General features: G+C 60.4%; 18 protein-coding genes and 1 tRNA gene. 8 read left to right on the top strand and 11 right to left on the bottom strand.

All coding sequences use genetic code 11. From position 1 onward, the window contains the following. The first annotated feature begins 153 nt into the window (after positions 1 to 153). Positions 154 to 570 (top strand): organic hydroperoxide resistance protein, encoded by a 417-nt coding sequence (locus tag PYH37_RS04935; RefSeq protein WP_280732313.1) that lies wholly within the window; start codon positions 154 to 156, stop codon positions 568 to 570. Between the two features lie 142 nt (positions 571 to 712). Here PYH37_RS04935 and PYH37_RS04930 read toward each other — a convergent pair whose 3' ends face one another. From PYH37_RS04930 to PYH37_RS04910, 5 genes are all read right to left on the bottom strand, one after another. Then, entirely contained in the window at positions 713 to 2,038 is a 1,326-nt protein-coding gene (locus tag PYH37_RS04930) for an ATP-binding protein (RefSeq protein WP_280732312.1), read from the bottom strand. Continuing rightward, positions 2,038 to 2,775, bottom strand: coding sequence for a response regulator (locus PYH37_RS04925; protein WP_280732311.1), 738 nt, complete (start codon positions 2,773 to 2,775; stop codon positions 2,038 to 2,040). Before PYH37_RS04925 ends, PYH37_RS04930 begins: the two co-directional genes overlap by 1 nt. Before the next feature lie 665 nt (positions 2,776 to 3,440). Next, positions 3,441 to 4,283 carry a type 1 glutamine amidotransferase domain-containing protein gene (locus PYH37_RS04920; protein WP_280732310.1) on the bottom strand — a complete coding sequence of 281 codons (843 nt, stop codon included), beginning with the start codon at positions 4,281 to 4,283 and terminating at the stop codon, positions 3,441 to 3,443. Between the two features lie 56 nt (positions 4,284 to 4,339). Next, the gene (locus PYH37_RS04915) at positions 4,340 to 4,642 is read right to left on the bottom strand and encodes a putative quinol monooxygenase (protein WP_280732309.1); all 303 of its coding nucleotides are present in this window, start codon (positions 4,640 to 4,642) and stop codon (positions 4,340 to 4,342) included. Between the two features lie 13 nt (positions 4,643 to 4,655). Then, the gene (locus PYH37_RS04910; protein ID WP_280732308.1) at positions 4,656 to 5,447 is read right to left on the bottom strand and encodes an SDR family NAD(P)-dependent oxidoreductase; all 792 of its coding nucleotides are present in this window, start codon (positions 5,445 to 5,447) and stop codon (positions 4,656 to 4,658) included. Positions 5,448 to 5,544: 97 nt separating this feature from the next. Between PYH37_RS04910 and PYH37_RS04905 the strand changes: the two genes are divergently transcribed. The 4 genes from PYH37_RS04905 (at position 5,545) to PYH37_RS04890 (ending at position 7,511) form a co-directional block, all read left to right on the top strand. Further along, on the top strand, positions 5,545 to 6,477 hold the full coding sequence (locus PYH37_RS04905) for a LysR family transcriptional regulator (protein WP_280732307.1): 933 nt from the start codon (positions 5,545 to 5,547) through the stop codon (positions 6,475 to 6,477). 303 nt (positions 6,478 to 6,780) lie between these two features. Beyond that, positions 6,781 to 6,999, top strand: coding sequence for a GcrA cell cycle regulator (locus tag PYH37_RS04900; protein ID WP_280732306.1), 219 nt, complete (start codon positions 6,781 to 6,783; stop codon positions 6,997 to 6,999). Between the two features lie 100 nt (positions 7,000 to 7,099). Further along, entirely contained in the window at positions 7,100 to 7,396 is a 297-nt protein-coding gene (locus tag PYH37_RS04895) for a DUF982 domain-containing protein (RefSeq protein WP_280732305.1), read from the top strand. A 24-nt stretch (positions 7,397 to 7,420) separates the two neighbouring features. Continuing rightward, a tRNA-Arg gene (locus PYH37_RS04890) sits at positions 7,421 to 7,511 on the top strand. Positions 7,512 to 7,536: 25 nt separating this feature from the next. Here PYH37_RS04890 and PYH37_RS04885 read toward each other — a convergent pair. The 3 genes from PYH37_RS04885 to araD all read right to left on the bottom strand — a co-directional run bounded on the left by PYH37_RS04885 (position 7,537) and on the right by araD (position 10,672). Then, positions 7,537 to 8,025, bottom strand: coding sequence for a metallophosphoesterase family protein (locus PYH37_RS04885; protein ID WP_280732304.1), 489 nt, complete (start codon positions 8,023 to 8,025; stop codon positions 7,537 to 7,539). A gap of 122 nt (positions 8,026 to 8,147) precedes the next feature. Next, positions 8,148 to 8,930 (bottom strand): NAD-dependent epimerase/dehydratase family protein, encoded by a 783-nt coding sequence (locus PYH37_RS04880; protein WP_280732303.1) that lies wholly within the window; start codon positions 8,928 to 8,930, stop codon positions 8,148 to 8,150. 17 nt (positions 8,931 to 8,947) lie between these two features. Continuing rightward, positions 8,948 to 10,672 carry an L-arabinonate dehydratase gene (gene araD / locus PYH37_RS04875; protein ID WP_280732302.1) on the bottom strand — a complete coding sequence of 575 codons (1,725 nt, stop codon included), beginning with the start codon at positions 10,670 to 10,672 and terminating at the stop codon, positions 8,948 to 8,950. A gap of 77 nt (positions 10,673 to 10,749) precedes the next feature. On the opposite strand from araD, the gene PYH37_RS04870 reads away from it, so the two are divergent. Continuing rightward, complete coding sequence (locus PYH37_RS04870; protein WP_280732301.1) at positions 10,750 to 11,472, top strand: FadR/GntR family transcriptional regulator; 723 nt, start codon at positions 10,750 to 10,752, stop codon at positions 11,470 to 11,472. A gap of 10 nt (positions 11,473 to 11,482) precedes the next feature. Here PYH37_RS04870 and PYH37_RS04865 read toward each other — a convergent pair whose 3' ends face one another. After that, on the bottom strand, positions 11,483 to 12,439 hold the full coding sequence (locus PYH37_RS04865; protein ID WP_280732300.1) for a dihydrodipicolinate synthase family protein: 957 nt from the start codon (positions 12,437 to 12,439) through the stop codon (positions 11,483 to 11,485). A 165-nt stretch (positions 12,440 to 12,604) separates the two neighbouring features. Here PYH37_RS04865 and PYH37_RS04860 point away from each other — a divergent pair, with 165 nt between their 5' ends. Then, the gene (locus PYH37_RS04860) at positions 12,605 to 13,492 is read left to right on the top strand and encodes an SMP-30/gluconolactonase/LRE family protein (RefSeq protein WP_280732299.1); all 888 of its coding nucleotides are present in this window, start codon (positions 12,605 to 12,607) and stop codon (positions 13,490 to 13,492) included. A 255-nt stretch (positions 13,493 to 13,747) separates the two neighbouring features. Continuing rightward, positions 13,748 to 14,131 carry a VOC family protein gene (locus PYH37_RS04855; RefSeq protein ID WP_280732298.1) on the top strand — a complete coding sequence of 128 codons (384 nt, stop codon included), beginning with the start codon at positions 13,748 to 13,750 and terminating at the stop codon, positions 14,129 to 14,131. A gap of 80 nt (positions 14,132 to 14,211) precedes the next feature. Here PYH37_RS04855 and PYH37_RS04850 read toward each other — a convergent pair whose 3' ends face one another. After that, a complete protein-coding gene (locus PYH37_RS04850) occupies positions 14,212 to 15,291 on the bottom strand; it encodes an ABC transporter ATP-binding protein (RefSeq protein WP_280732297.1) in 1,080 nt (359 codons plus the stop codon). A 29-nt stretch (positions 15,292 to 15,320) separates the two neighbouring features. Next, positions 15,321 to 16,394: a Gfo/Idh/MocA family protein gene (locus tag PYH37_RS04845; RefSeq protein WP_280732296.1), complete on the bottom strand. Its 1,074-nt coding sequence runs from the start codon at positions 16,392 to 16,394 to the stop codon at positions 15,321 to 15,323.

Genomic DNA, 16,394 nt, shown 5'->3' with positions numbered 1-16,394 from the left:
TATCACAGTGTGTCCGTCCTGCATTCTGTCAGCAGTTGATTACATTTCGGTCCGGTCACGAAACATTCCATACAAGTGCAGAGCGGCATGTGCATCTCGACGGTCGGACAGGCAAGCCCCGGCGTCATCAACTTTGTCAAAAGGAAGGACACCATGACCGAGATCGAGAAGGTACTTTACACCGGCAAGACGCACACGACCGGTGGTCGTGACGGGGCATCCCGCAGTTCCGACGGTCGCCTTGACGTCAAGCTCTCGTCGCCTGGCAGTGCGAGGCCGGGGACCAACCCGGAGCAGCTCTTTGCCGCAGGCTGGTCGGCCTGCTTCATTGGTGCGATCGGACTGGCGGCTGGCAAGCTGAAGGTTGCGCTGCCCGCCGATCTGGCCGTCGATACCGAAGTGGATCTCCGCAATAGCGCCGGCGGCTATTTCCTGCAGGCACGGCTCAATGTGCGTCTGCCCGGGATCGACGACGACACCGCCCAGGCGCTTGTCGATACGGCGCATCAGACCTGCCCCTACTCGAAGGCTACACGCGGCAATATAGACGTTACGATTAACATCGTCTGATGCGATGAAAAGGCCCGCTTGGTCGATCAGGCAAAGCCGTTCAAAAGAAGCGGCGGCCGTAAAGGCTGCCGCTTTCTGCTTGCCGTCGTGTTGGGCGGCGGCCGCCTATTTGGGGCCGCCGCGAGGATCGGTAGGCCTCTCGTTAGCTGTGAATGGCAATTTCTGCCGCAAGGCCGCCGCCGTCGCGATTGCGCAAGGTGAGTGAGGCGCCGATCGCCGCAGCGAGCTGTTGGGCAATGGCCAGACCAAGGCCGGTTCCACCCGTATCGCGGTTGCGGGACTGTTCCAAGCGGAAGAAGGGCTTCAGGACCTCCGCCAGTTGGTTATCCGGAATCCCGGGGCCGCGATCGAGCACTGTGATAAGCACGGTTTCTGCGGTGAGGCGCTGCACCTCTATCTCGGCGCTGCCACCGAACTTGAGCGCATTGTCGATCAGGTTGGTGAGAATCCGTCTCAGAGCATTGGGCCGGGTCACGATCGCGCCGCCGCTCACCTTGCCGACCGTGACCGCCTTGCCCGTATCCTGATAATCATAGGCCAGACTTTCGGTGAACGAGGCGAGATCGATGCGGGAGGCCTTTTCGTCGTTGCCATGGGCGCTGCGTGCATAAGCGACCCCTTCCTTGACGAGGCGTTCGATCTCGCCGAGATCCCGGATCAGCTTGTCCCTTTCGACCGAATCCTCGGCCATTTCTGCGCGGAGTTTCATGCGTGTTATCGGCGTTTGCAGATCATGTGAGATCGCCGCAAGGATCTGCACGCGCTCTTGGAGATACTGCGCGATGCGGTCGCGCATGGCATTGAAGGCCGTTGCCGCATGGGCGACCTCCTTTGGTCCAGTCTCGCTGAGCCGCGGCGTATTCCTGTTCGGGTCGAGCGTATCGGCGGCTCTTGCAAGATTGCCCAGAGGACGGATTGCCTGATGCATCGCAAGCCAGCTGCACAGCACCAGGAGCCCGACCTGCGCGATGAGCACATAGGGGAGCCAGTCGGCCAAGGGCATGACCCCTGCCGGATGGAGGTCGATTGTCAGGGGCGCGCCGTCGCTCAGCGTCAGATGAGCTTGGAGGTGCCGGCTACGGCCGGGAATGGATTCGACCTCTGCCTGATATCGTGCGCCGATGGCAGCCTGGATCTTTGAGGCGATCTCGGCGCTCCGCGTGTCGAGCGTGGAATTGCCCGCAATTCCGCGCCCCAGGATGAAACTGTAGGAGTTGCGGCCAAGTCGATCGAGCCAACTGACGCGCTCGGCCGCGGGCAACCGGTCGAGGATGGCGATCGACGTGGCGACATCGTTTTCAAGGTTATTGAACATGACCGACTTGGCCGCCATGTAGCGCTCGAAAAACAGCACGGTGAACGACATGGCATGGGCGATCGTCAGACCCGCAAGAAGAATAACAAAAAGCCGCGCCCTGAGCGTGCGCGGCCATAGGCGAAATTTATGAAGAAGGGCGGGCGCGGCCATCAGCGCACCTCTACGATCTCGACCGGCATGGAAAAGACATAGCCTTCACTGCGGACAGTCTTGATGTAAGTCGGTTCCCGCGCATCGTCGCCAAGCCGCTGGCGAACTCGGCTGACCAGGAGATCGATGGATCGGTCGAAGAGTTCGGCCTCACGTCCTTGGGTAAGGTTGAGAAGCTGATCGCGGTTGAGGACGCGCTGCGGATGATCGATGAAGACGCGCAGAAGGCGGTACTCGGCTCCGCTGAGCGCAATCACCGTACCATCGGAGTCGACAAGATGCCTTGCCGTCGTGTCGAGCTTCCATTTGCCGAAGCGCAACAACTGACCAGCCTCCGAGACCTGGAAGTTCGGAGGCAGCATACGTGTGCGCCTGAGGACGGCCTTGATACGGGCCAGCAGCTCGCGTGCCGAAAATGGCTTTGCGAGATAGTCGTCCGCGCCCATCTCGAGACCGAGAATGCGATCCATTTCGTCGGTGCGGGCGGTGAGCATCACGACGGGTGTCGCCTTGTGTTTGCCCGCGCGCAGCTCGCGGCTGAGCACAAGGCCGTCATCACCCGGCATCATGAGGTCGAGGATAATGAGATCGACCGCGTTCGCCTCGAGGAACGCACGCATATGCCGCCCGTCGGCGACTGCGGTGGCGCGCAGGCCGTTCTTCGTCAGGTAGCTCGACACAAGCTCCCTGATTTCGCGATCGTCATCGACGATCAAAATATGGTCGATGTGCTCCATTGCGCAATATCCTAACTGTGCACGTACTAGTGATCTTCCCGATGTATCCTTTGTGTGTTCAAACCCTCGCAGGTCTGCGTCTTGATGTGACTCGCAGGCAGTCGGATACATTTCGATACAATGTCCGTTTGCTTGGCAAGCTTTGTGATCCTTGGCCGCGCTTCCGGCTTTGGCGTCCGGATGACTAAGACCAGCCCATCCGGCGGTTTCTGCCCGAGAGCGCAGGCTGGTCATGTGTGATGGTGGGCCGCTGAAGGCTCGAAAGACGTGGCTGCAATCAAGGGTCAAAATCAACCCGTTTGAGAATGGTTTGAACCCAAGTGCAGAGCGGCTGACCAATGCGTGGCGCAAAAGGTGGAAAAGCTTGGCGGCAAATCTTCGACGAAGCGGCGGATCTTTCGGCCACTGTTCCGGACCCGCTACAGCGTCGTGCGTCTTTTCAGACGCACAAAGGTCACTGTAGCACTTTGAATTGCTGCATGTTTTTGTCCTCAAATCGGCTGCGATTTAACGAAACATGCAGTAGAGGTCGGGATTGCCACAGAATGATCGTAGAGAGCGGCCCGGCTTTCTTAAGAAGCGAAGCCACTGCTCGGTCCGATCCAAGCGAACTGCTGCCGATCATCCCAATGTTGATCTACGCCGTCCGATCGAAGATGCGCTTTTCACTTCAAGCGCTTCAGCAATTCCTGGGCAACGGCTGGAGCCGAGGCCGGATTTTGGCCGGTAATCAGTTCCCGATCGGTCACGACATGCGCGCTGAAGGGTGCCTCGGATTGACCAAAGCGACCACCCGCTTGAGTGAGAGCATCCTGCGGATAGAATTTCATCTCGCCGCCGCCGAGCAATCCCTTGGCCATTTCCTCTTCCTGATTGCTGATGACAGTCAGCCTATAGCCGGCATAGATCCATTCATCTTCTGCTTTCGCGGTGCCGGCGATTTCAAGCTGTGCGGTGAACCCCTTCGCGTCCCGCAGCGTCGAGATGAGCGCGATGGGGCCATGGCAGCCAAGCGCGGTCGTCTTGCCCTTTTCATGGAAATGCGTCAGCAACTTGCCAAGTTCGGGGCTGACGAGAAGATCCTGCATCGGGGCATGGCCGCCGGGGACGTAGACCGCGTCGAAATGATCGTAGCCGATCTGCTCGACCCGCGCGAGACTGACCACGGGAGATGTGCTGCTCGACAACAGGCGAAGTTCGTCGAGTTGCGCTTCGCTCGCCTTCATCGCGGCTTCGTCGCCGCCAAAATACATCTTGTCAATGGACGTCTCGTCGACGGACGGTGCGGTGCCCTTCGGGGTGGCGAAGGTGATCTCGTGACCGGCATCGAGCAGGGCTTTGACCGGCTGCATCAGTTCATTGAGATAGAAGCCGGTCTTGAAGACCTTGCCGTCCTTCAGGTCGAGATGGTCGGAATCGGAAAGAACGACCAGAACGTTTGCGGCATGCGCGCTGGCAGCGGTGAAGGCGAGGACAAGGGTGACGGCGAGGTTGAGCAGAGGTTTCACGGTTTGTCTCCGAATGTCTGGAAATTCTGTTTTGAAGGAAGAGCGAGACGGCTGTTTCAGCCAGCGACCTTCACCAGGCGATGCAGCGAGAAATCGGCGAAATAGTCGCCGACGCCGCTGGTCTGAAACCGCTGCATGGCAGCGCCTTCCATATGGGCACGCCACCGGGCTTCGCTTTCCCAGCTTTCGACGAAGATGCGGACCCGACCGTCGTCGAGAGACTGGTGCAGTTCGTAGCGCAGGCAGCCGTCCTCGATGCGCGTTTCGGCGACCAGCTTTTCCTGGGCAGCACCAAGGGCCGCCTCCTTGCCAGGTTTGGCGGTGGTGATGGCAATGATCGTGAGCGGCGAATTTGGCATTGAACGCTCCCTCTCAGCCGATCGTGTTGACAAGGCCGCCTTCGGCGCGCAGGGCTGCGCCATTGGTGGCCGATGAACGCGGGCTGGCGAGATAGGTGACGAGGCTTGCTACCTCTTCTGCCTCCACCATGCGCTGCAGGATCGAAGCGGACCGCGCAGTGGCGAAGAATTCAGCCTCGATCTGCTTGATCGAAGCGGATGGGTGGCTGGCTTGGCTGCGCAGGAAGGCTTCGATGCCTTCCGAACGGGTCGGCCCCGGCAGCACCGCATTGACGGTCACGGCGGTGCCGCGCGTCAGTTGCGCCAAGCCGCGCGAGATTGAAAGCTGCGCTGTCTTGGTGGTCGCGTAGTGGATCATGTCGGGCGGAATGGCGAGACCGGACTCGCTCGAGATGAAAATGATCCGACCCCAGTTCTGCTCCAGCATGCCTGGCAGGTAAGCGCGCGACAGGCGCACGCCGCTCATCACATTCACATCGAACAGGTGGGTCCAGTCCGTGTCGGTGATGGCGCCGAAGTCCTTGCTTTCGTAAATGCCGAGATTATTGACAAGGATATCGACTGATGGTGCGGCCTTGGCGATGATCGTGGCGCCTTCGGCCGTGGCAGCATCTGCCAGAATGCCGCTGATGGCTTCACCGCCGGAGGTCTTGATATCGCTGATCGCGCTGTCGAGCTTCGACTGGTCGCGGCCGGTGATGATAACGTTTGCGCCTTCGAGAGCGAGAGCGCGAGCGATTGCGAGCCCGATGCCGGCGGTGGCGCCGGTGACGAGAGCAGTTTTATCAGTCAGTTGCAAATCCATGATAGGTCTCCAGATTGTTTCCGGCGATAAGCTATGATTTAAGAACTGCAGGCACTATTGCCCTAATTTGACATGCACCTGTGAATGAAGGTCATCAATGCCGCGCATTCTGATGGAACGATCGGGCGAGATGGAGGTGTTTGCGCGAGTCGTGCAGGAAGGTGGCTTCTCTGCAGCAGCGCGCAGCCTTGACATTACACCATCAGCGGTCAGCAAACTGATCGCGCGTCTGGAAGCAAGGCTTGGCACACGCCTTCTGGTGCGCACGACCCGCGCGCTGACGCTGACTGAAGAAGGCGAAGCCTATCATCACGCAGCACTTCGGATTTTGCAGGATCTGAACGATGCTGATCAGGAAGCGGCCGGTGGTGCGGTGCGTGGACGGCTTCGGGTGAACACCACGATTCCGTTCGGCACGATGTTTGTGGCGCCGGCCATGCCCGCCTTCATTGCGCGCAACCCCGATTTGATCGTCGACCTGAGCTTCACAGACGGTATCGTCGATCTCGTCGCGGACAAGACCGACGTCGCCATCCGCATGGGAAACCTGCCGGACAGCGCTCTGATCGCGCGAAAGCTCGGGCAGAGCAGGCGTGTCGTTTGCGCCGCTCCCTCTTACCTGGAGCGCAAAGGAAGACCTGCAACGCCCGCCGATCTAGACCGTCATCACTGCCTGACCTTCAACTTTCGCCGCGCACGGCCGTCCTGGCCCTTCGTGTGGGAAGGCCGGGAAATCGCACAGGCGGTCACGGGAAGCCTGGTCGTCAACAATGGCGAGACCATGAAGCAGATGGTGCTTGCCGGAGCCGGCATTGCACGGCTGGGACTATTTCACGTCGCGACCGATATTGCCGCCGGAAGGCTCGTGCCTCTGCTTGAAAACTGCAATCCAGGTGATCTCGAATTGATCCACGCCATCTATGTAGGCGGCGGACCGCTGCCGCATCGGGTTCGAGTCTTCATTGAATACATGATCGAGACGTTGGAGGAATCGCCGCTCCTGAAGGGAGTAGCCCTAACGGCGGCATGATGCCGGGATGCCATAAGAAGTCGTTGGTTTTGTACGTTTCAGGCACGATACCGTCGTTACCCGAGGCGTCGAGCCGCTGCTGCGTTCTGAAGCTCGATCGTGCATAAGAGCTACCGCCAGACGTCGCCATCGCTGCGGGGACGAGGATTTGTCAACGGCTGCTTTGAAAGTGACGGCTTTCGCCACCTCATAGCGGGATCGTATTTCGCAATCGCGCGTTTCTCCCGAAGAAAACACGGATCCGGAAACCTCAGTCACAGAGGCTGGTCGGGTCTGCGGAACGAAATAGCGGTGACGTCGACGATGAACGAGTATGTGAGAGAATTCACCCCTGCGGATGAATACGACGCGAAACGGTTGCCGTTCGCTAAGCGCTTGGAGGATTTGTTGCCCGGCGAGTGCATCTGGCCGATCAACAGCGGTGGCCCGTATCTTTTCTGCGCAGCCAAGGCCGAGGGGAAATACTGCCCGCATCACAAGGCACGCTTGATACAGAAGAGAAGTGTACATCCCCGCGAGTGAATGGCGCACTCCGCCCTAGGCGGTATAGGAAGCCGGTCTTGAAGAGCCAAAAATCGCCTCCTAAATCTCGGTTGCAACGAGCCTAGATAAGGAGGCGGAAATGGCGACAATGCTGTTTGACAGACCCATCTACGTCAAACGGAAGCATTACATCGAAGAGATCACGTGTCTTGATGACGCATTCGACTTCCTGGAGGACTGGCCCAGCGACCGACGTGATCTTGTATATGAAATGGCAGGGAAGGCTTGCCGTGAAGCATATGCCGGAACGTTTCCCCTAGCTGCCGCGCAGGAGACATTCCGACGCTTCGCCAAGAAAACCGATATCCTCTGTAAAATCGAGGACGTTCCGAGTTTTGCCCGGCACGCCAGTGATCGTAACCTCAGCGGAACGTAGCCGCCTAGCTCGGATGCCTCGTGCGGAGCCGTAGCAGAGTGGTCGATTGCAGGGGTTGCGAACTTCCCGGGCCCTCAGGAAGGCTCCGCTGGCTCGGATCCAGCCGCCTCCGCCAGCCCCGCCGGGTGCGGGTTTTTTGCTTAACGGCGCTTGAGAAGCGCACCCAGGCTGACCGGCCGTAACCCCTGAGCGTCGACACCGACGTCGTACTGGCGTGGGGTTGCCTTCAATCGACCATGTGAATGACCATGCAGGTTGATCGATCTTTTGCCCATCTTGTTCCAGGTTCTGAAAGGGTAGTGGCAAAGGACCAGGAAATGTTGCTCGACTAAAATCTCGGCGTAATGCTGAACGCTCGCCCAACCCGGCGAGCTTATAACCTGTGGAGTATCGTTGTTGCCGATGATCAGATGCTTGCAGCCGGCAAGCATCGAAAGCACCTGATCGCAATCGCCGCGGCTAGACGACATGAAGTCGCCGAGATGCCAGATCTCATCCTCTTCCTGAACGACCGAATTCCAGTTTCGGATCAAAGCTGCGTCGTGCTCGGCCACAGTAGCAAATGGACGGCGATCGATCCGTAAAACGCGGGGATCGGCAAAATGAGTATCGCTGGTGAAATAGATCATGACAGAATGATGGAGACGCGGTCGGAGGTTTCAAGCGGGTATTATACTCACCTTCCCGAGCGCGCCTCGGCCGGACCTCCTCCGGCTGGCCGAGAAGATCGACGCTCCAAAGCAGTCGTCGACTAGGCGGATGTCTCCACCGTCGCGAGACGGCCGCCCTGGAACCGCCAACCGGCGGGGTCCTGCTCGCTCAACTCGATCGATTTCCGATAGGGCTCGCTGCTGTCTTGCGGCTGCCAGCCGATGAAATCGGCATGAGCGTTGGACCACCAGACGTCGCGGTTCGCCGACACGCCGTAAAGGATCAGATGGCCGATCACCGGTACGTCGAGAAGCTTGCTCACCAGCGATATGAAGTCGCGCGGGCTGAGCCACGTCGAAAGCATACGTCGGTTTCGGGGTTCATCGAAGCAACTGCCGATGCGCAGGCAGACTGTCTCCAGCCCAAATTTGTCGAAGTAGAGCCTGGATAGGTCCTCGCCGAAGCATTTGCTGACGCCGTAAAGACTGTCGGGCCGACGCTCTGCTTTGTCATCGAGCTCTTTGCCGATCGGATGAAAGCCGGTGACATGATTGGAACTCGCAAAGATGATGCGCTTCACCCCGGCTTTGCGTGCAGCTTCGTAGAGATTGTAGGTGCCGAGGAAGTTGGCCTGAAGGAGTGCATCGAAACTGGCTTCGGTCGCCAGAGCGCCAAGGTGCAGGATCGTATCGCAGCCGCATACCAGAGCTTCGATCGCCTTCCCATCGGCGAGGTCGCACTGGACCACTTCCTCGCCTTCGCGGGGAGGGCCAAGATCGACAACGTCCGAGAGGCGCAGAACCTTCCCGCGGTCTTTCAGTCCTTCGCGCGCATAACGGCCGAGGACGCCGGCGGCACCCGTCACCAAAAGTCGCGTCGTCATCCGTTTCACCTATCCCATCAATGTATCTCGGGTTCGGGCAGTTTATGGGGCGACTGCAGGAAGGTGAAGTCGCAGCCTTCCGGGGCCTGCTGAATATGCTCCGCGTGCATCTTTAGATAGCCGCGGGAATAGTCGCGCTCCGGCGGGCTCCACCCGGCAAGCCTGCGTTCTATCTCCGCCTGGTTGACTTCCAATGTAATGGTGCGGCTGGCGACGTCGAGGGCGATCACGTCCCCGTTGCGAACGGCAGCCAGCGGACCGCCGACGTAAGCTTCCGGCGCCACGTGCAGAATGCAAGCGCCGTAGCTCGTGCCGCTCATGCGGGCGTCGGAAATCCTGACCATGTCGCGGACACCCTGCTTCAGGAGCTTTCGTGGGATAGGCAGCATTCCCCATTCGGGCATGCCCGGCCCGCCGACGGGGCCGGCATTGCGCAGGATCAGCACCGTTTCGGCGGTGACGTCGAGATCGTAGTCGTCCACCGCCCGCATCATCTCGTCGTAACTGTCGAAGACGAGGGCAGGCCCGCGGTGCTTGAGAAGCGCGGGATCAGCGGCAGCCGGCTTCATCACGCAGCCCTGCGGCGCGAGATTGCCCTTGAGGATGGCCGTGCCGCCACGTCCTGCCACGGGATTGTCGAGCGGGCGGATCACATCGGGCAGGTGAACCTCGGCATGCTTTAGCGCTCCGCCGATCGTACCGATGACGTTCCGTTCTTCGGTGTGGAGCAGCGGCTCCAGCCTCTTCCAGAGCGCGAGCAATCCTCCGGCGTAATAGAAGTCCTCCATCAGGAAAGTGCCGGTCGGGCGAATGTTGCACAGAACCGGGACGCGCTCGGATATGCGGTCGAAGTCTTCCAGCATCAGATGAATGCCGCATCGCCGTGCCATCGCAATCAGGTGGATCATCGCATTGGTCGAGCCGGCCATGGCCATATGCACCGTAAGTGCGTTTTCGAATGCCTTGGCGGTCAGAAGATTGGAGGGTTTCAGGTCCTCGAAGACCATCTCGACGATGCGCGCGCCCGAAAGCGAGGCCATGCGCGAATGGCCGGCGTCGGCGGCGGGAATGGCCGAGGCCCCGGGCAGACAAAGGCCCAGAGTATCTGCAAGCGCCGTCATGGTCGAAGCCGTTCCCATCGTCATGCAGGTGCCGAAGGAGCGGGCGATGCCGCGCTCCATTTCGTTCCATTCAAGCTCGGTGAGCTGTCCCGCCTCCTTCTCTGCCCAGTATTTCCAGACGTCGGAGCCGGAGCCGAGCGCCTGGCCGCGATAGTTGCCGCGCAGCATCGGGCCGGCCGGCACGAAGATCGTCGGAAGATCGACCTGGATCGCGCCCATGATCGTTGCCGGCGTTGTCTTGTCGCAGCCGGCGAGAAGGACGACGCCATCGACCGGATGCGAGCGGATCAGCTCTTCCACCTCCATGGCGAGGAAGTTGCGGTAGAGCATTGTCGTCGGCTTTACATAGGTCTCGGCGAGCGACATTGCCGGCAATTCGATCGGAAAGCCGCCGGCCTGCCACACGCCGCGCTTGACCTCCTCGGCGCGCGTGCGCAGATGCGCGTGGCACGGGTTGATGTCGCTCCAGGTATTGACAATCGCGATGACAGGCTTGGCTGCGATCTCATTGTGATCGTAGCCCATCTGGTAAAGGCGGGAACGATGGCCGAAGGAACGCAGATCCTCGGCGCCGAACCAGCGAAAGCTTCTAAGATCTTCTGGACTCTTGCGTTTGGTCATTGGCGACCTCCTTTGCATTCCCGATCGGCTCGGCTAGATTACGCCTGTTCAGAAAAATTACAGGTGAGACCAAGCTATTGAACGATGTGATGTTGAGACTGAAACCGGCGCGGCGAGAGCGCCTTGCCGATGTCCTTTACGGTCAGATCCTTGAGCAGATCACGAGCGGGCAGATGGCGGAGGGCGCAAAATTGCCGTCCGAGGCCCGGATCTGCCGCGACTTCCAGGTCTCCCGGCCGGTCGTACGCGAGGCGTTGATGCGGCTGCAGGCGGACGGTCTGGTGGTCTCGCGCCAGGGGATCGGCACTTTCGTCAAGTCGCGCCCGTCCGACCGGCTGACCGATTTCGCCGCGTCGGCGGAAATCGCGAGCTATCTGCGCGCCTTCGAACCCCGCCTCGCACTCGAAACGGAATGCGCCGGACTGGCCGCGATGCGGCGAACCAAGGCTCAGCTCAACCAGATCGGCGAGGCGCTGGCGGCGCTCGAGAGCGCCTTCGCACGCGGCGAGACCGGCTGGGAGGAGGACTTCGCCTTTCACCTTGCCGTTGCCGAAGCGGCGGGAAACGAACTTTTTCCGCGTCTCCTCGAAGAACTGCGCGATATATTGCGCGGCTCTATGCGCATGGCGCTGAGCCTTACGCAGCAGGGGACCGAAGACAGGCGACGTCGGGTTCTTGACGAGCATCGCAAGATATTCACCGCGATTTCCGGCCAGAACCGCGACTTGGCGAGCCTCTACATGCGCTATCACCTGATGGAGTCCCGCGCCCGCATTACCGGATCGCATAACGATCGCTAGCCGCGCCATGTCAAGCGCTCGCCGCTCGCCGCTCCGCGCCGCTCGCCGCCGCTTCGCTCTTTGCCTTCAGCTCCCGCGCGGCCGCGGCGATGGCAGCTAGCCTTTCGGCGCCGTCGAGATTGGACAGGAACTCGCCAATCGGACCGGTCTCGCAAATCGCGGCAAGCCGCACCGCTTCATGCAGGACGCGGATCGGGGAATGGGCATCGCGCAGATCCTCGAGTGGCAGGAAGCTTGCGCGAATTGCCGTGGCGTCGGCGAGCCGCCCTTCGCGGCAGGCCTTCAGGATGGCGGTCGACAGATGCGGGGCGACGCATACCGAACCGGAGGTAAAGGCCGAGAGCCCCATCTCCAAATGGTCGATTGCCGGGCGCTCGCCAATGCCGCTTACGATGCGCTCGCCGGAGCCGACGGCATCAAGGATGGCCTCGAGATAGGCGTCGTTTTTCGGCTCCGCGCGCACGACAGCGTATTTCAAGGCCGAGATCGCGCCGTCGCGGAAAAGCCGGGCAACGTCCCTCGCATCCAGGAAGCCGTCATTCTTGATATAGGCAATCAGCGGCCGCGCGCTGATATCGGCAAGCTTCGCAAAGCCGGAGGCAAGGCCAGAAGGCGTTGCAGGAAAAGCAAGCGGCAGCACCATGGCGGTCGGAAAGGCCCGCTCGCGAAGGATCGCAGCCTGGTCGGCCGCCTTGCCGAAGTCGGCACCAATCGACGGGATCATCCAGCCGTCACCTGGTGCAATCTCCTCGAGCAAGTCCAAGAGCCGGCCGAATTCCATGACGCCGAAATTGTAGAGATTTGCGTTGCCGCCGTAGAGATAGGTCGTTACGTCGCCCGAGCGCAGCCATTCCACCATTCTGCGATTTTCGGCCTTGCTCGGTTCTCCCTGTGCGTCTCGCGCCAATGGCGGCACCGAGAGGACGGAAGACTTTAGGTCGGCCAGGTCTACGGGGGTCGTTTTCATGGAAATCTCCTTGGCAAGTTCCTTGTATTTTTAATTTACAAGTTGAGCGAGGGCAATAGCAATGTTAGAGAAAAACGAATGCGGTAAGTGCCTAGAAAATCGTGATTTGTGCTGAAGTGCATCAGCCCCCGCAATCGGTAATTCGTCATATCAAAGGTGCAAGACATGTCTTTCGACCTAACATTTGAGTGTGTGCTGGACCTGCGGTGCGAGGTCGCCGAGAGTCCGGTCTACGACGACCGCCGAAACTGCCTGTTCTTCGTCGACATCGGCAGGCGCGCAATTCATCGTGCCGATCTTTCAGGGGGCAATCACGTCGAATGGATCGTTGAGGATGGCGCCTGCAGCCTCGGCCTTGCTCAGTCCGGGCGCCTCATCCTTGCGCAGCGAGAGCGCGTCGTGCTGTTCGATCCGGAAAGCGGCGTGGTCGTCCGCGAGGTTGCGATGATCGAGCCGGAAAGGCCGGACACGCGGTTGAACGACAGCAAGGTCGGACCGGACGGCGCCTTCTGGGTCGGCACCATGCATGATGTCACTAGCGACCGGCAGCCGATTGCTTTTCTCTACCGTGTGTCGCCGGAGGGCAGGGTGGAGCGCAAGGCCAGCGAGATCGTCTGCTGCAACGGGCTCGCCTGGAGCGCCGACGGTTCCGTGCTGTTTCATTCCGATTCCCGCGGGCCCTGGATCGACCGCTGGCAATTCGATCCTGCGACCGGCGAAATCTCCGGGCGCCGGCGGCTCGTGGTCCTCGACGAGCCGACCGGCCGTCCGGACGGAGCGGCCACAGACTTTGAGGACAACTACTGGAGTGCAGGCGTCTCGGCGGGCGTCCTCAATCGCTTCACGGCCGAGGGGCGCCTGATCCAGGCGCATCCGTTCCCGGTGCCGGCACCCACCATGCCCTGCTTCGCCGGACCGGATTTGAAAACGCTCTTCGTCGCGTCGCTGCGCCCGGCCGATGCTGGTGAGAAGAGCCGGGCCGGCGGTATTTTCGTTGCCCGCAGCCCGGTGGCAGGCGTCGCCGTCCATCGTTTCGATGACCGCGGACTTTAAGCGGGGCTTTGGGGACTGCAGACATACTCCCGCAGAACGACCATCGATATTCCTACTGCATGTTTCCTAAAATCGAAGCCGATTTAAGGATAAAAACATGCAGCAATTCAAAGTGCTACAGCGACCTTTGTGCGGTCTGAAAAGACGCACGGCGCTGTGGGTGCAGTTGTATGTTAGGGTAGATTGCCAACCGGAAACCGCAGGCCTACGAAACATTCGATTATCGCTCGATGATGCCAATATCGTGAGGCAGGAATGTCAGAAACGACCGTCAATGTGCGCTACATGGTCAACGACGTCGAGGCTGCCGTCGAGTGGTATGTACGACACCTAGGCTTTTCACTTCTCTCTAACCAAGCGCCCGCCTTCGCCGACGTCCAGCGAGGATCGTTGCGGCTGCTGCTCAGCGGGCCGACAAGCTCGGCCGGACGACCGATGCCCGACGGTGAACGACCGCAGCCTGGCGGCTGGAATTGCATTCACCTCATCGTGGACGACCTGACCGCTGAGGTCGCTCGATTACGCGCTGCTGGCGTAGAGTTCCGGAACGATATCGTCACCGGACCTGGCGGATCGCAAATTCTGGCAATGGACCCGTCCGGGAATTTCGTCGAGCTATTCCAGCCGGCTCGCCGCTGACGTTCCGGTTCGATGGCAAATGCCCATCCGGCATCCCTTCCGGTCCGCGCAGCCGATATTTTGAAAGCGGGCAGCCGTCCCTACATCGCCTTGCCGTCAGCGCCGAAGACGTGACAGCGCGAAGGATCGAAGTAGACGGAAAGATTGGTGCCGCGCTCCACCTTCTGCTGGCCTTCGAGCGCAACCGTCACCTGCTGGTTGTCCGGAGTGATGCCATAAAGCATGGTTTCGCCGCCGAGATTTTCCACGAGCTCGACATTGATTGCGGCAAGCGCAATGCCGCTCTCGCGTGCGGAAAGATGTTCGGGCCGAATGCCGAAGGTGACGTCCTCTCCTGTGGTCGCTCCCGCAAGGCGACGGGGCAGGCGGATCCTGCCGCCGCAGACCTGAATTGCCGTTTCCGCTTCTCCGACATCCTCGATCCGCGCTTTGAGGAAGTTCATCTTGGGGCTGCCGATGAAACCGGCGACGAAGCGGTTGACGGGTTTGTTGTAGAGATCGAGCGGCGCACCCACCTGCTCGACCCGACCCGAGTTCAGGACGACGATCTTGTCGGCCATGGTCATCGCCTCGACCTGATCGTGAGTCACGTAGATCATTGTGTTGCCGAGGTCGCGGTGGAGGCGCGAGATCTCGACCCGCATCTGCACCCGGAGTTCCGCGTCAAGGTTCGAAAGCGGCTCGTCGAAGAGAAATATGCGCGGCTCCCGAACGATCGCGCGGCCGATCGCCACGCGCTGGCGCTGGCCGCCGGAAAGCGCCTTCGGCTTGCGCTCGAGCAGCTTTTCGATCTGCAGGATTTCGGCGGCGCGGCGCACTCGCGGCTCGATCTCCGTCCTTTTGTAGCCCGCCGTTTCGAGGCCGAAGGCGAGATTTTTGTAAACCGACATATGCGGATAGAGCGCATAGGACTGGAACACCATGGCGATGCCGCGCTTGGCGGGCGCCACCTCATTCATCCGGTCGTTGTCGAGCAGCAGCGCCCCCCCGGTAATCTCCTCCAGCCCGGCGATCATGCGCAGCAATGTCGACTTGCCGCAGCCCGAGGGGCCGACGAAGACGGCGAACTCACCGGGATCGATGGTGAGATCTATGCCGTGGATCACATCGAGCGCGCCATAGCGCTTCTCGACCTTCTGAAGAACGACGCTCGTTGCCATGTGCATTTCCTCCCTGCGGCCTTCGCCGATTATCTCGTGTTCGCGCGCCAGTCGGCGTATTTCGGGCTCTCCGGCCCAAGCGGCAGCGATATTTCCTGACCGGTATCCGCCGACTGATAGATCGCGGTTACAAGCTCCAGTGCCTGGCGCGCATCCTTTGTCGTCACCGGCAGCGGACCCCTGCCGGCGAGGAACGCGTGGAAATGCTCCATCTGGGTCGTGAAGCGCGGCGAAACGGGTTGCCAGTCGCCGATCACTTCATCGATCCGCGCCTGCACCTCCTCATTGGCGGCAATCACCTTCCAAGGATCCCTCCCCGGGGCATAGGGTTCATGGCTGCTTTCGAAGGTGACGTTCTCGAAATGCAGCCGGAGCCTACTAATCTGCTCCTGTGAACCGAGCGTGCAGGAAAGCGAAACGAAGGCGCCGTTTTGCATGAGCAGGCTCGCCGAGGCGCAGTCTTCGACCTCGATATCGTTGACCCGCGTCGCGACGCGTCCGAACACTTTTGCAACCGGGCCAAGGAGATGCAGCAGCATGTCGTGGAGGTGCAGCGCATGGGTCACCAGTACGCCGCCGAGTTCCGTCTCCCATTTGCCGCGCCACGGAACGGAATAATATGCCGGCGTGCGCAACCAGAAGGTCTCCACCGAACTCACATAGGGCTTACCAGCGATGCCAGCGTCGATGATCCGCTTCGCTTTCTCGATGCCGTCGCCATAGCGATACTGAAAGATCGGCATCAAGACGCCCCTGGCGTGCTTCTCCGCCTCGATGATCCGGTCGACGCCCGCCAAAGAACCAGTCAGCGGCTTTTCACAGATCACATGCTTGCCCGCGGCAAGTGCTGCGAGCACCTGCTCGAGGTGAATGCCGGGCGGCGTGCAGATATCGATGAGGTCGATGCTGTCGTCGGCAAGCAGTTCCTCGAAGAACCTCGTCCTCCGCTCGATGCCGAACTCATCGCCGACTTCGTTCAACCGCTCCACGTTGAGGTCACAGAGCGCCACCACGCGGAACTTGTCCGGGTGCGGCAAATAACCTTCGACGATATGCGACCGTCCGATGCCGCAGCCGATAATGGCGACTGTCTTGATACTCAT

The organism is Sinorhizobium numidicum, assembly GCF_029892045.1.
GTDB lineage: Bacteria > Pseudomonadota > Alphaproteobacteria > Rhizobiales > Rhizobiaceae > Sinorhizobium > Sinorhizobium numidicum.
The sequence above is the reverse complement of the archived record's forward strand: the minus strand, read 5'-3'. Positions and strand labels throughout refer to the sequence as shown.

Coding starts and splice junctions, on each gene's coding strand:
- PYH37_RS04895 (WP_280732305.1), top strand. CDS start 7,100: ATGGCGACAATGCTGTTTGACAGACCCATCTACGTCAAACGGAAGCAT.
- PYH37_RS04865 (WP_280732300.1), bottom strand. CDS start 12,439: ATGAAAACGACCCCCGTAGACCTGGCCGACCTAAAGTCTTCCGTCCTC.
- PYH37_RS04885 (WP_280732304.1), bottom strand. CDS start 8,025: ATGATCTATTTCACCAGCGATACTCATTTTGCCGATCCCCGCGTTTTA.
- PYH37_RS04910 (WP_280732308.1), bottom strand. CDS start 5,447: ATGGATTTGCAACTGACTGATAAAACTGCTCTCGTCACCGGCGCCACC.
- PYH37_RS04855 (WP_280732298.1), top strand. CDS start 13,748: ATGTCAGAAACGACCGTCAATGTGCGCTACATGGTCAACGACGTCGAG.
- PYH37_RS04925 (WP_280732311.1), bottom strand. CDS start 2,775: ATGGAGCACATCGACCATATTTTGATCGTCGATGACGATCGCGAAATC.
- PYH37_RS04845 (WP_280732296.1), bottom strand. CDS start 16,394: ATGAGTATCAAGACAGTCGCCATTATCGGCTGCGGCATCGGACGGTCG.
- PYH37_RS04935 (WP_280732313.1), top strand. CDS start 154: ATGACCGAGATCGAGAAGGTACTTTACACCGGCAAGACGCACACGACC.
- PYH37_RS04905 (WP_280732307.1), top strand. CDS start 5,545: ATGCCGCGCATTCTGATGGAACGATCGGGCGAGATGGAGGTGTTTGCG.
- PYH37_RS04860 (WP_280732299.1), top strand. CDS start 12,605: ATGTCTTTCGACCTAACATTTGAGTGTGTGCTGGACCTGCGGTGCGAG.
- PYH37_RS04880 (WP_280732303.1), bottom strand. CDS start 8,930: ATGACGACGCGACTTTTGGTGACGGGTGCCGCCGGCGTCCTCGGCCGT.
- PYH37_RS04850 (WP_280732297.1), bottom strand. CDS start 15,291: ATGGCAACGAGCGTCGTTCTTCAGAAGGTCGAGAAGCGCTATGGCGCG.
- PYH37_RS04915 (WP_280732309.1), bottom strand. CDS start 4,642: ATGCCAAATTCGCCGCTCACGATCATTGCCATCACCACCGCCAAACCT.
- PYH37_RS04930 (WP_280732312.1), bottom strand. CDS start 2,038: ATGGCCGCGCCCGCCCTTCTTCATAAATTTCGCCTATGGCCGCGCACG.
- araD (WP_280732302.1), bottom strand. CDS start 10,672: ATGACCAAACGCAAGAGTCCAGAAGATCTTAGAAGCTTTCGCTGGTTC.
- PYH37_RS04900 (WP_280732306.1), top strand. CDS start 6,781: ATGAACGAGTATGTGAGAGAATTCACCCCTGCGGATGAATACGACGCG.